Raw genomic sequence first — 12997 nt, 5'->3', positions numbered from 1 at the left:
CATCGGGACGGTCTGCCCCGCGGGGCCTGGCCTCGGCTCAGCGGGTGGCGAGGAGGGTGAGGGTGTCGATCACGCGGTTCGAGAAGCCCCACTCGTTGTCGTACCAGGCGACCACCTTGATGTGGCGGCCGTCGACGCGGGTGAGGGCCGAGTCGAAGATCGACGAGGCGGGGTTGCCCACGATGTCGGACGAGACCAGCGCGTCGTCCGAGTACTCGAGCACGCCGGCCAGCGGGCCCTCCGCCGCGGCCTTGTACGCCGCCAGGACCTCCTCGCGCGTCACGTCGCGCGAGACGGTCGTGTTGAGCTCGACGATCGAGCCGACGGGAACCGGGACGCGGATCGAGTCACCGTTCAGCTTGCCGTCGAGGTTCGGCAGCACGAGGCCGATCGCCTTGGCGGCGCCGGTCGTGGTCGGGACGATGTTGACGGCGGCGGCGCGGGCGCGGCGGGGGTCGCGGTGCGGACCGTCCTGCAGGGCCTGCTCCTGCGTGTAGGCGTGCACCGTCGTCATGAAGCCGTGCTCGATGCCGGCGAGCTCGTCCAGGACGGCGGCCAGCGGGGCGAGCGCGTTGGTCGTGCACGAGGCGTTGGAGACGATCGTGTGCTCGGCCGGGTCGTACGCGTCGGTGTTCACACCGTACGCGAGCGTCACGTCCGCGCCGTCCGACGGGGCGCTGACGAGCACCTTCTTCGCGCCCGCCGTGATGTGGGCGCGAGCGGCCTCGGCGGAGGTGAAGCGGCCGGTGGCCTCGAGGACGATCTCCACGCCCAGCTCGGCCCAGGGCAGCTGCTCCGGCTCGCGCTCGGCGAGGACCGTGATGCGGCGGCCGTCGACGACGAGGGTGTTCCCGTCGACGGTCACCGGGCGGCCCAGGCGGCCGGCCGTGGAGTCGAACGCGAGCAGCCGCGCGAGCGTGGTGGGCTCGGAGAGGTCGTTGACGGCGACGACCTCGAGGTCGCTGTTGCGTTCGAGCAGCGCGCGCAGCACGTTGCGTCCGATGCGGCCGAATCCGTTGATGGCGATGCGAGTCATGAGCGGTGTCCCCTTCTGTTCGCCAACAGATTCGCTTCCGTGATCCGCTCACGACAGTGGCGTGATCGCCACGGTTCGAAAGGATCTCGCCATGCCGCGGTGGCGGGCTATTCGCCCTGGGTGAAGGTGCGCCGGTACTCGGTCGGGGTGGTGCCGAGGATGCGCTGGAAGTGCAACCGCAGATTCGCGCCGGTGCCGAGGCCCACGTCCGCCGCGATCTGCTCCACGCTCCGCTCCGATCGTTCGAGCAGTTCACGGGCCCTGTCGACCCGGGCACGCATGATCCACTGCATCGGCGTGTACCCCGTGTCGTCGGCGAAGCGCCGGGAGAACGTGCGGGACGACACCGCCGCGTGCTCGGCGAGCGCCTCGAGGGTCAGGGGCTCGGCGAGCCGGCGCAGCGCCCACTCCCGAGTGGCGGCGAACCGTTCCCCGAGCGGCTCGGGCACGCTGCGGGGCAGGTACTGCGCCTGGCCGCCGCTGCGGTAGGGGGCCGCGACCAGGCGGCGGGCCGCGTGGTTCGACGCAGCCACGCCGAGGTCGGCGCGCAGGATGTGCAGGCACAGGTCGATGCCCGAGGCGGCGCCGGCCGAGGTCAGCACGCTGCCCTCGTCGACGAACAGGACGTTCTCGTCGAGCCGGACGAGCGGATGCTTGGCCGCGAGCGCGCGTGCGTAGTGCCAGTGGGTCGTGGCGCGTTTGCCGTCGAGCAGGCCGGTGGCGGCCAGTGCGAATGCGCCCGTCGAGATGGCGGCGAGCCGGGCGCCCCGGTCGTGGGCGGCGATCAGGGCGTCGATGACGTCCTGCGAAGGGTCCTCCCGGTCCGGGAACCGGTAGCCGGGCACGAAGACGATGTCGGCCCATGCGAGCGCGTCGAGCCCGTGGTTGACGTGGTACGAGAGGCCGTCACCGCCGGTGACGAGGCCGGGGGCGGCACCGCACACCCGTACCTCGTACGGCATGCTCGCGCGGGTGGTGAAGACCTGGGCGGGGATGCCGACGTCGAGCGGCTTCGCACCCTCCAGGACCAGGACGGCGACGCGGTGCAGACGGGGGGCTGACATGCAGAGAGGGTACGCGGCGATGCGCCATTCGAGCACATTTGCGACACCGGCTGCGCTCGCGCCGGACAGGCGGCGGACGACGGGCCAGGCGGCGACGGCGATCGACGCGTACAGCACGGTCCGCACGGGCCCGAGGAGCCACGCCGGCGGCGCCCAGCAGGGGCGTTTACTTCACCCCCCGGGGTAAGGACGGATGCGCCTGCGCCTCACTGGCCGCTGCGGATCTCGTCCAGCTTTTCCGCCAAGGCCTTCGTCTCCGCGATCAGCCGGGCGCGGGCCTCCTCCTGGCTCGTGTCGCCCTGCGCCTTGAACGCCTCGCGGAAATGCGGCTTGAGCTGGGTCCACCAGCCGTGGTCCAGCATCGCCCATGCCTGCGGGCACAGCGGGGCGCGGGATTTCGGCAGGTAGCCAGCGCCGACCAGCGGTCCGTCGAGTTTCTTCGGGTCGCTGCCGTGGAGGTAGCAGAGGAAGTTGAAGACCCGTTGCTGGGTGACGGGGTGATCGCTCGAAAGCCCTTCGAGCGTGAGCTTGCCCTCCTTGCGGGCGAGCGCGTCGAAGATCATCGCAGCTGCGAGCGAGGGATCGGGGCCGGCCTCGTTGACGGTGTGGAACGAGGCGAAGCCGTCGGCGGCGTCCTCCTCCAGGCCGAGGTTCGGGAGCTGGAGCTGGCGCTGCAGGGCGTGGCCCAACTCGTGGCCGAAGACGAACCGGGTCGACAGCGCGGTCAGGTCGTCGGCGTTGAACTTGTCCGCGGGGAACAGCGCGGGCCGCTTCACGGTCTTGGCCACTTCGCCGGCGATCTCTTGGACCTGGGTCAGGAACGCGGGCGGCACGTAGATCGTTCTGCCGTCGGGCTGGGTGACCGCATCCGAGACCCCCGGCGGGACCTTGTCGGTGACCTTCACGAGCAGGTCGTGCGGGAGGGCGACCGAGGTGTTCACCCAGTCGGCCGTCTGCTCCAGCACGCGGGACTTCCGGATCACGTCCACGGCCCGGCGGTCCTGCGGCTTGATCGCACCGTCCTCGTAGACGATCGTGACCTTGCCCTCGCCGTCACCTTCGCCTTCGTCCTTGCTGTCGCTGCCGGTCCACGAGACGACCGCGAGACCGACGGCGAGCAGCGCCCCCGCCGCAGCGGCCCGCGCCGCGGTCGAACGCCCACCACTGCTCGACACCGTGGCCGGCTCCCTTCCTCGGTCAAGGGCGCTCACACACAGGGCTCCCACCCGCCACGCCGATTATGATCGACCAGCCATACGCCCGCAATGACCGCTTTACTGCGATTTGCGGCAGCGGTCGTGGACGCCGTGCGCTGCTGACGGGCCGCCCTCGCTTCCCGGACCGGCGCCCGCCCGCGGCACACCGCTCCCCCGAACGGGGGCGGTCCGCGTGTCCCCGCGCGTCGCGCAGCCGGACGGCAGCGGGAACCGGGCAGGGTCGGCGGCATGGTGCGGAAGCGTGTGATCGTGTCGGGGCGGGTCCAGGGGGTGTTCTTCCGCGACAGCTGCCGGAGCGCCGCCCTGGAACAGGGGGTGTCCGGATGGGTGCGCAACCTTCCCGGCGGTGAGGTCGAGGCGGTGTTCGAGGGGGACGAGGACGCCGTCGACCGGATGGTCCGATGGGTGCACTCGGGACCGCCGGCGGCCACCATCCTGGGTGTCGAGGTGCACGAGGAGCCTGCGGTCGCGCCGGGGGCGGCTTCCGACGGGTTCGAGGTCCGGCCCACCCCGTACGACGGCAGCTGACGTTCTCCCCCGCCGGTCCGGGACTCGTCCCGGGAGTTCGGCCCGCCGCGGCCGCGGCCATCGCCGGACGGCGGCGGCGCGCCGTTGGTGCCGGGGCCGCGGCGCGCGGATGCGCAGAAGGGCGTCCCGTGCCGTGCTCGCCGGCCGGGGTGGTCAGCGGCGGCCCGGGTACGGCCCGGCGGCGGTGCGTCGGGCGCGGCGGCGGCGTACCGCGGCGGTCACCGCGGTACCGGCCGCGAACAGCAGCCACACGTGTGCAGACGCCCGGGCCACGGCGAGCGGCAGCTCACGCCACTGCCCGAGGTCCGGGAGCGGGGCGCACGGGTCCCCGCCGGCCGTGCAGGAGGTCAGCGTTCTGACCAGCACGAGCCAGGCGACCTGGCTCAGCAGGCCGCAGCCGAAGGCGGCGACCAGGGCGCGGGCGAGCTTCAGCGGGGCGTGGTCGCGGGTGGCCGCCACGGCGGCCCACAACTGTGCCAGCAGGGGGATCGTGACGATCCAGAACACGGAGGTCACGACCTCGTACGCCGCCAGCACGGCGGTCAGCGCACCGGCGGGCACCGCGGTCGGCACTCCGAGACGGACGAGTCGGCCCGCCCTCGGCAGCGGCGGTCCGAAGCCGGCTTCGGGCTGCGCCGCGCCTGCGCGGCGGGCCAAAGCGTGTCCGAGCAGGGGCACGAGGGCCCCTGTCAGTATCAGCAGCAGGAGTACGGCGCCCAAGCGGTCCGAGAGCAGTCGGAGGCTGCCGGTGAACACGAGGAACGCGGGTGCGCTCGGGATGTGCAGGGCCATGGTGGTCGCATGGACCGGGAGCCGGAGGAGGTGGTCGAGCGGGAGGAGGAGCCCGGCCGCCGACACCGCCAGGACAGCGCCGAACACGCGTCGCGGCCGGTGTGACCGGTCGAGGACCGGCTGCCACGCAGCGGCCACCGCGGCCAGCCACCGCACCAGCGCCCACCCGGCCAGGCAGGTCAGGGCCGTGTAGAGGAGTACGACCGGCAGAGCCCCGCTGCCCAGCGCGAGGAACAGCAGGACTCCGGCCGGAGCGAGGAGGTGCGAGGCGCAGAGTCCGAGGCCGAGGCCCAGTCCCCCGGCGGTCAGCCGGCGATGGTCACCGCTTCCCACCGCGCGCCACACCGCCGTTCCCGCCCCGGCGACGAGCAGCAGGCCCGCGAGGGCCGTGGCGGCCACGGTGGGCAGCGAGCCGGTGCGGAAGAGCGCCCCGCTCGGGCCCAGTGAGACGACGAAGTACAGGAACGCCGACCCGGCTCCCACGGCGGCCATGTCCCAGAACCCGGTGTGGGCCGGCGCACGGCCGTCGGACAGGGCTTCGACGCGCTGTGCCGGCCCGGGATGGAAGCGGCGCAGCCGTGCCGGCCCGCCGCTGCGGGCGGAGGCGGCAGCGGTGTACCGCGGGCGGCCGGGCGGCACCGTGCCGAAGCCGTGGCCGTACTGCTGGAACAGCCGCAGCAGGGAGTCGCCGGATCCCTCCCACTGCCGCACGCGGGCGTCCGCGTACAGCTCGCGGCTGCGCAGTACCGCGCTGCCGAGCAGCGTCACCAAGGCGGCCAGCAGGCCCTGCTGGACGGCGAGCGATGCCATGGCGGCGAGCATCAGCGGGTTGGTCTGCACCGCCAGTGAGAGTAGGAGTCCGAGCCCCATGAGGAGGAGCAGCGGTGGGCCGCAGACGCGCCACACGATCAGGGTGAGGAAGCCGATGTCCAGGTCGCGGTTGCGGATGTGGGCGAGCTCGTGCAGCACGACGGCCCGGAACGCCGGCCGGTCCCGGCCGTACAGGGCGAGCAGTCCGCCGCTGAGCACCACGTGCCGCCGGCCCACCCGCCCGAAGGCGAGGGCGGCGACGGTCGGGTTCAATGGTTCCGCGAGGAACGTCACCCGGGCCCGTACCCCGGTCTCGTTCAGCAGCCCGTTCAGGTAGGCGGCGAGCTCCGGCATTGCCTGGAGGGGCCGGTAGTGGCGTCGGACGGTGCGCCAGCGGGGCAGGGCCAGGTAGACGGTGCCGATCACCAGCGCCAGGAGGCCCGTGGCGGCGGACGGCGCCCACGGTCCGGGCGTGCCCCGCGGGTCTTCGCAGTGGGGGTCGAAGGGTGCGGTCGGGTCCTCCGCCCGTCGTCGGGCCGACTCGGCCACGGCTTCGGCCAGGCAGTCGCCGAAGCGCCCCATGTCCCCCATGTCCACGTCCTGGAGGACGGTTGCGGCGGCGGCATTGGCGAACACGGCCGCCACTGCCGTCACGGCCGCGATGAGCATCGCGAAGCGGACCGTCGTCCCCGACGGTAGGGCGAAGGGCCCGGCGGACCCGCCGCCCCCGCCGCCGGGTGCCCGGCGGGCGGACAGGTGGGGAGGCGTCATGCGATGGCCCGCCGGCGATCGTGCCGTCGCGCTGCATCCCGGCCGTACGCCCCCATGCCGATCGCCCTCCGTCGCGCCAACAGGCTGTCCCTGCAAGCAGATTACGCGCGGTGGCGCATGCGGGAAGGGGCACGCGTACGGCTCCCGAGCGGTCAGCGCTTGAGGTGGGCCGGGACGGCCGGCACTCTGCGGTTGTCGTCCGCGGACGCGCTGATCCGCAGCGTGGCGGAGATGCTCGCGGTGTGCTTCGTCGCCGAAGCCGCGGTCGGCGACGATCCGGGCGGCCGATCCGCGGCGGGAGACCGCCGACCGGGCGAAGAACCTCAGCCGGGTGGTGCAACACGGATCGCCACGGTCCGCCGACCCCCGGCCTCGGTGGTTGTGTGACGCCCGGACCCGCTCGGGTGTCCTCGCCCGGACGGCACCCGGACGGCGCGGGCCGCGCTGTGGAGGAGGCAGTCTGTCGTGAGTTCCACCGAGGGCGTTCGCCGGGGCGCGACTCCCGCGCACCTGCTCCGGGGCCGGAAGACGCCGGTGAGCGGCGCCGAGAACCTCTTCCCGGGCCTCGCCGCCGGCGGCTGACCCCACCCGCCTCGGCCCCCGGGGGAGACACCGATGCACACCACGGTCCACCTGCTGGCGGAAGCCCCGCCCCAGATGCTGCCGGCCAGATCGCTCATGGCCTTCACCCTTGCCTCGCACATCATCCTGGTGCCCATGGGCGTGGCGCTGCCGCTCATCACCCTGATCATGCACGGCTACGGGCTGCGCCGCGGCGATGCGACCGCCCTGCTGCTGGCGCGGCGCTGGTCGGCGGTGATGGCGGTGCAGTTCGCGATCGGCGTCGTCACCGGAACCGTTCTGTCCTTCGAATTCGGCCTGCTGTGGCCGGGCCTGATGGGCAGGTGGGGCGACGTCTTCGGCATCGGCTTCGGCGTCGAGGCCTGGGCCTTCTTCCTGGAGTCCGTCCTCATCGCCGTCTACCTGTACGGCTGGCGCAGGCTGCCCGCCCGTACGCACTTCCTGCTCGGGCTGCCCCTGCCGGCCGCGGCCCTGCTCGGGGCGTTCGGCATCCTGGCGGCCAACTCCTGGATGAACACCCCGCGGGGCTTCACCCTCGACTCCGAGGGCAACCCCGTCGACGTGGACGTCCGGAAGGCGGTCTTCACGCCGATGTTCGGGCCGGAGTACTGGCACTTCGTCGTGGCGATGCTGCTCACCGCCGGCTACGTCGTCGCCGGCGTCTACGCCGCCGGCTGGCTGCGCGGCCGCCGCGACCGCTACCACCGCCTCGGCTTCACCGTTCCCTTCACGGTCGCGGCCATCCTCACCCCGATCCAGTTCATGCTGGGCGACGCCATCGCCCGTGCCGTGTTCCACAGGCAGCCGGTGAAGTTCGCCGCGATGGAGATCGTCTGGAACACCGGCACCCACATGCCCGAGTACCTCTTCGGCCGCCTCCACCCGGACGGGACCGTCTCCGGCGGCATCAAGATCCCGCAGCTCGACTCCGTCCTCGCCGGGTTCAGTCCCGACACCGAGGTGACGGGACTGACGTCCGTGCCCGCGGACGAGCGGCCGACCGCCGCCCAGGCCACCATCGCCCACTGGGCCTTCGACATCATGGTGATCATCGGCTCCGTGCTCGTGCTGCTCGCCCTCTGGTACGGGGTCGTCTGGCTGCGCCGCCGCCGGCTGCCCGCCTCGCCGTGGTTCTACCGCAGTGCCGCATGCGCCGGCGTGGCCAGCGTCATCGCGGTCGAATGCGGCTGGATCACCACCGAGGTGGGCCGGCAGCCGTGGATCGTCTACCAGAACATGAAGGTCGCCGAAGCGGTGACCGCGACCCGTTCCAGCGCCTTGTGGACCACGTTCGGGCTGGTGGTCGTGGTGTACGTCTTCATCTTCGGCTCCTTCCTGGCCGTGCTCCTGAAGATGCGCACCCGCTGGCGGATGGACGACGAACGGCGCAGTGAGGAAGGAACGATGGAGCATCCGGAAACGGACACCCCCTACGGCCCCCGCTCCGCGGTGGCCGCCGGCGGCACCCGCGTTCCCCGCCGCGGCGACGGCCCGGCACCGACCGAGGAAGGCAGGCCGTGACCGCCGATGCGGTGGCGGCCGTCCTGCTGCTCGCGATCGCCGCGTACGCCTGCGCGGGCGGTACGGACTACGGTGCGGGCTTCTGGGACCTGACCGCGGGCGGGGCGGAGCGGGGGAAGCGCCCCCGGTGGCTGATCGACCACGCCATGGCCCCCGTGTGGGAGGTCAACAACGTCTGGCTCGTCTTCATCCTCGTCATCATGTGGACCGGGTTCCCCGTGTTCTTCCAGACGGTGTTCCTCGCGATGTGGCTGCCGCTGGCCCTCGCGGCCGTCGGCATCGTGCTGCGCGGCGCCGGGTTCGCCCTGCGCAAGCCCACCCGCAGGATCGCCGGACGGCGCGTCTACGGTGCCGTGTTCGCGGTCTCCTCGCTCCTCACGCCGTTCTTCCTGGGCGCCGCCGCGGGCGGGATCGCCTCCGGCCGGGTGGCGCCCGGCACCGAACCGTCGGCTCATGCCTGGGCCAATCCCACCTCCGTGCTCTTCGGCCTGCTCGCAGTCGTCGCCACGGCACTGCTGGGGGCCGTGTTCCTGGCCGCGGACGCGGTGCGCTTTGAAGCCCCGGACCTGCACGCCCACTTCCGGTGGCGGGCCGTCGCCGCCCTCGCCGCCCTGGCCGTCCTGGCGGTGGTCACCCTGTTCGTCACCCACGGCGACGCCCCGCACGTGTGGCACGGCCTCACCCACGGCGTGGGGCTGTTCTTCGTCCTCGTGGCCGTGGTGGCGACACTGGTGACGGCCTGGCTGCTGCTGCGCACCTCCGGCGCGTGGTCGCGGGTCTCGGCCGCGGCCATCGTCGCCTCGACCGTCATCGCCTGGGGCGTGGCGCAGCGCCCGTACCTGATCCCGGGCTCGCTGACGGTGGCCGAGGGGGCGGGGGCTCCCGCCACCCTGCACTGGCTGGTCATCGTGACCGTCGTGGCCGTCGTGCTGGTCTTCCCCCCGGTGGTGCTGCTGTACCGGCTCGACACGCGCGGTGAGCTGGAGTCCCTCACCGATGAGGACCTGCGGCGGGGCGGCCCGGAGAGCCAGGGCTGACCCCGGGGCCGGAGCCGGGGCTGCGGGGTGGTGCTGGACACGCGGTTGGGATCGCTCTGATGGGACCGCCACACGATGCGCTGGGGGATCACACCCCTGGGGAGCGTGGTGCCGTTACGGGGCCGGCCCGGCGGGCGTGTCAGCGCCGCGGTGCGGGAACGGCGCGCAGGAGCGCGTGGACGACGGCGTCGATGCGGTCCTGGGCCGGTTCGTCGGCGACGTGGGTGAGCAGGCGGGCCAGGGCGCGCAGGAGCGGCGGCGAGGCCATGACCCGCGGGTGGAGCAGCGGCCGGTAGCCGTAGCGGGCGAGGACGAGGTCGCCGGCGAGGGCGCCCAGGCGGTAGTAGCGCCCCCAGCGGCGGCGGATCTCCGCCGGGTACTGCTGGAGCGCGTGTTCCCGTCGCGCCCCGGCGGGCCGGGCCAGCGCCAGGGCGATGGTCTCCGCGGCCGCCTCCCCTGCTTCCAGTGCCTGGGCGATGCCCTCGCCGCTCCAGGGGCTGACCATCCCGGCGCTGTCACCCACCAGCAGCAGGCCCCGCCGGTACTGCGGGCGCCGGTTCAGGCCCATCGGCAGGGGCGCGCTGCGCAGCGGCGAGTCGGCGTTCTCCTCGCGTACGCCCCAGTGCGGGGGCAGGCGCGGCAGCCAGTGGTCCAGGGCGGCCCTGAGGTCCACGGGGCGGCGGCCCCGGCGCGGCAGGGCGCCGAGTCCGACGTTGATGCGCCCGTCGCCGAGCGGGAACACCCAGCCGTACCCAGGCAGGTCAAGTCCGGTGCCCGGGCAGCGCAGGTCGGCCCACAGCTCCAGATACGGGTCGTGGGTGCGGGCCTCGCTGCGGTAGTAGCGGCGGGCGGCCGTCGCGACGGGCAGGGCCGTGTCCCGCTCGAGTCCCAGGGCCAGCGCGGTCCGTGCGGAGGCGCCGTCGGCCGCGACGACGAGCGGGGCCCGGTACCGCACCGGTTCCTTGCCCGGGCCGCGTGCGGCGGACACGCCCGTGATGTTTCCCGCCCGGTCGCACAGCGGGGCCGTCACCTTCACCTGCGTCCGCAGCCGGGCCCCGGCGGCACGGGCGTGGGCGGCGAGCAGTTCGTCGAAGTCATAGCGGCTGCGGGTGAGCCCGAAGTCCGGGTGGCTGCCCAGCCGCGGCCAGTCCAGCTCCACCCCGCGGCCCTCGCACACCCAGCGCATCCCCTTGTTGCGCATCCAGCCCGGTGCGTTGATGTCGATGCCCATCCGCACCAACTGGCGTACGCCGCGCGGGGTCAGCCCGTCGCCGCACACCTTCTCGCGGGGGAAGCCGCTCTTCTCCAGCAGCAGGACGTCCACGCCCGCGCGTGCCAGGTGCGCCGCGGCTGCGGATCCGGCCGGTCCGGCCCCGACGACGATGACCTGTGCTGCTTCGTCACCGGCCGCCTCCGGTTGCGGGGAGGGGCCGTCGGTGGTGGGGTCGCCGCTTGCGTCGTCGCGTTCGCTGGTCACTGCACCACTATGCCGGTCCGGGCCCGGCGATCCCGTTCGGCACGGCCGAACGCACCGGCGGCGGCCGGTCGGGGGCCGGCCGGTGGTCGGCCCGGGGCCGGTCGGGCGGCGGCGCAGTGGGCGCCGGGGCTGCCGCGCAGCGTGTGCGCACGGCGATCGGGCGCCTGACCGGCGCCGAGAAGGACACCGACGGCCGCAAACAGTCGCACTGTTGTGCCCAAAATATGACTGTCTGCGGCCGGGCAAGATCGGATAGCAAGGGGGCGGCACCCTGGGCACGGCCCGCCGACGGTCGGCGGGTTCCAGCGTGCCGGAAAGGAAGCCCCGTGCTCCGCACCCGCTTCGCCGCCCTCGCCACCATGGCGTTCACTGCCCTCGCGGTCGCCGCGACCCCCGCCGGCGCGGCACCCGGCACCACCCAGAACATGTGTGCCAGCGCGCTCACGCCGAGCGGCTGGGTGGACGTCCAGTGGTGGAACAGTGCCGGCTGCGGTTCCGGCTTCACCCCCAACACCAAGCAGATCAAGGACCTGACCGGGTACCCGGTGGGCACCCAGGTCAACGCATGCGCCTCCACGTGGCCGCCGGCCGGCTGGACCATCGTCGGCAGCCACTACTCGAGCGGCTGCCGCTACTCGGCGGTGCCCAGCTTCAACGCCAACACGTGGACCCTGAAGCGCACCTCCTGACCTGCCCTCCGGGCGGCGTCGGCCGCGGGCCCGCTCAGCGGAGCGATTCCCTCGGGGGCCGCTCGCGCAGGGCGCCGTAGGCGACGAAGTAGGCCGGGATCCGGTTCAGCCGGCGTGATTCGGTGACGAGCTCCGTCAGCCGCTTCACGCGCTCCGGATTGCCGAACGCGGGACGGCCGGCCAGCAGCGGCTCGATGACCTGGGTGTGGGCGAGCCGCTGCAGGCGCTGGGTCGCCACGGTGGTGGGCCAGCGGCGGCGCTGTACCCGGCGCACATCCCGGAGCCCCACGGTGCCCTCGCGCAGCGGGCCCACCAGGTGGCGGGCCGCTGCCACCGCGTCCTGCACGGCGAGGTTGATGCCGATGCCGAAGACCGGTGACATCGCGTGGGCGGCGTCGCCGATGCACAGAAGCCCGGGACGGTGCCAGCGGCGCAGGCGGTCGAGCCGTACGTCGAGCAGCTTCACGTCGTCCCAGGACGTGAGGCTGTCGGCCCGGTCCGCGAGCCAGGGGACGGCGGCCGCGAACCGGGCCATGAACGCCTCCAGGCCCTCGGCGCGCAGTGCGGCGTCGGCCCCCTTCGGAATGAGGCCCGCGCACTGCCAGTAGTCGCCGCGGTCGATCAGTGCGGTGAAGAACCTGTCCCCCGCGCCGCCCACGAGCCCGCTGGGGTCGTCCTCGCGGCGCGGCAGCCGGAACCACCAGGCGTCCATGGGGCACGGGAAGCCTTCCAGGCCGAGCTCGGGCAGCGTCCTGGCGAGGGACCCGCGGCCGTCGCAGGCCACGGTCAGGGTGGCCCTGAGCTCGCCGGTGCCGCCGTCCGCGGTGCGGTAGCGCACACCGTTCACCCGTCCGCGTTCGATGAGGAAGGACGTCGCCTCGGTGTCCATGCGCAGGCGGAAGGACGGCTCCCGGCGGGCCTCGTCCGCGAGGAGGTCGAGCAGGTCCCACTGGGGCACCATCGCGATGTAGTTGTACTTTCCGTGCAGCGCCCCGAGGTTCCCGACGGTGACGAGGGCCCCGTCCGGCCCGATGGGCAGTTGCACCGAGGTGACGCGGCGCTGCGGGAGCCGGGCGAACCGTTCGGCGAGGCCGATGTCGTCCAGCAGCGACAGGGACGAGGGGTGGACGGTGTCTCCGCGGAAGTCCCGCAGGAAGTCGCCGTGTTTCTCCAGCACCGTCACCTCGATCCCGGCCCGGGCCAGCAGCAGTGCCAGCACCATGCCGGCGGGGCCGCCTCCCACGACGCAGCAGGTCGTTCGCTCCACGGCAACCACTCCCTTCGGGGGCGTCGGGTGCACCCGAGGAGGACGTATACCGCACCCACGGCGGCGCCGAGGGCAACTCCGTTCGGCGTGGCGCCACGAACGCCGCCCTAAGCGGTCTCGGGGGGGGGGGGGGGGGGGGGGGGGGGGGGGGGGGGGGGGGGGGGGGGGGGGGGGGGGGGGGGGGGGGGGGGGGGGTGGCGGGGGGG

10 protein-coding genes and 1 pseudogene are annotated in these 12997 nt (G+C 73.5%); 4 read left to right on the top strand and 7 right to left on the bottom strand.

What is annotated here, in order from left to right:
• Positions 1-37: 37 nt before the first annotated feature.
• From gap to AC068A_RS06495, 4 genes and pseudogenes are all read right to left on the bottom strand, one after another.
• Positions 38-1036, bottom strand: a complete 999-nt coding sequence (gene gap / locus AC068A_RS06510) for a type I glyceraldehyde-3-phosphate dehydrogenase (protein ID WP_478581559.1) — start codon at positions 1034-1036, stop codon at positions 38-40.
• Positions 1037-1143: 107 nt separating this feature from the next.
• Entirely contained in the window at positions 1144-2100 is a 957-nt protein-coding gene (locus AC068A_RS06505; RefSeq protein WP_478581556.1) for a GlxA family transcriptional regulator, read from the bottom strand.
• A 63-nt stretch (positions 2101-2163) separates the two neighbouring features.
• Positions 2164-2256 (bottom strand): annotated as a pseudogene (locus AC068A_RS06500) (tryptophan-rich sensory protein); the annotation flags it as partial.
• Between the two features lie 50 nt (positions 2257-2306).
• Entirely contained in the window at positions 2307-3275 is a 969-nt protein-coding gene (locus AC068A_RS06495) for a DUF4344 domain-containing metallopeptidase (RefSeq protein ID WP_478581553.1), read from the bottom strand.
• Between the two features lie 270 nt (positions 3276-3545).
• Here AC068A_RS06495 and AC068A_RS06490 point away from each other — a divergent pair, with 270 nt between their 5' ends.
• Positions 3546-3845, top strand: a complete 300-nt coding sequence (locus AC068A_RS06490) for an acylphosphatase (protein WP_478581550.1) — start codon at positions 3546-3548, stop codon at positions 3843-3845.
• 153 nt (positions 3846-3998) lie between these two features.
• Here the strand turns inward: AC068A_RS06490 and AC068A_RS06485 are convergent, their stop codons facing one another.
• A complete protein-coding gene (locus tag AC068A_RS06485) occupies positions 3999-6218 on the bottom strand; it encodes a M48 family metalloprotease (protein WP_478581547.1) in 2220 nt (739 codons plus the stop codon).
• Positions 6219-6833: 615 nt separating this feature from the next.
• Here AC068A_RS06485 and AC068A_RS06480 point away from each other — a divergent pair.
• Entirely contained in the window at positions 6834-8321 is a 1488-nt protein-coding gene (locus AC068A_RS06480; RefSeq protein ID WP_478581544.1) for a cytochrome ubiquinol oxidase subunit I, read from the top strand.
• Positions 8318-9358: a cytochrome d ubiquinol oxidase subunit II gene (locus AC068A_RS06475; RefSeq protein WP_478581541.1), complete on the top strand. Its 1041-nt coding sequence runs from the start codon at positions 8318-8320 to the stop codon at positions 9356-9358. The genes AC068A_RS06480 and AC068A_RS06475 overlap by 4 nt, the downstream gene beginning before the upstream one ends.
• A 139-nt stretch (positions 9359-9497) precedes the next feature.
• Here the strand turns inward: AC068A_RS06475 and AC068A_RS06470 are convergent, their stop codons facing one another.
• Positions 9498-10835 carry a geranylgeranyl reductase family protein gene (locus AC068A_RS06470; RefSeq protein WP_478581539.1) on the bottom strand — a complete coding sequence of 446 codons (1338 nt, stop codon included), beginning with the start codon at positions 10833-10835 and terminating at the stop codon, positions 9498-9500.
• A gap of 326 nt (positions 10836-11161) precedes the next feature.
• On the opposite strand from AC068A_RS06470, the gene AC068A_RS06465 reads away from it, so the two are divergent.
• Positions 11162-11524, top strand: coding sequence for a hypothetical protein (locus AC068A_RS06465; protein ID WP_478581536.1), 363 nt, complete (start codon positions 11162-11164; stop codon positions 11522-11524).
• A 34-nt stretch (positions 11525-11558) separates the two neighbouring features.
• Here the strand turns inward: AC068A_RS06465 and AC068A_RS06460 are convergent, their stop codons facing one another.
• On the bottom strand, positions 11559-12791 hold the full coding sequence (locus AC068A_RS06460; RefSeq protein WP_478581533.1) for an FAD-dependent oxidoreductase: 1233 nt from the start codon (positions 12789-12791) through the stop codon (positions 11559-11561).
• Positions 12792-12997: the final 206 nt, after the last annotated feature.

The organism is Streptomyces sp. NPDC043854 (genome assembly GCF_056436005.1).
This window is presented reverse-complemented; position numbering and strand designations above follow the sequence as displayed.

What these genes read in the sequence shown, in the direction of transcription:
- AC068A_RS06485 (WP_478581547.1), bottom strand. Translation starts at nt 6,218, where the DNA reads ATGACGCCTCCCCACCTGTCCGCCCGCCGGGCACCCGGCGGCGGGGGC.
- AC068A_RS06490 (WP_478581550.1), top strand. Translation starts at nt 3,546, where the DNA reads ATGGTGCGGAAGCGTGTGATCGTGTCGGGGCGGGTCCAGGGGGTGTTC.
- gap (WP_478581559.1), bottom strand. Translation starts at nt 1,036, where the DNA reads ATGACTCGCATCGCCATCAACGGATTCGGCCGCATCGGACGCAACGTG.
- AC068A_RS06480 (WP_478581544.1), top strand. Translation starts at nt 6,834, where the DNA reads ATGCACACCACGGTCCACCTGCTGGCGGAAGCCCCGCCCCAGATGCTG.
- AC068A_RS06505 (WP_478581556.1), bottom strand. Translation starts at nt 2,100, where the DNA reads ATGTCAGCCCCCCGTCTGCACCGCGTCGCCGTCCTGGTCCTGGAGGGT.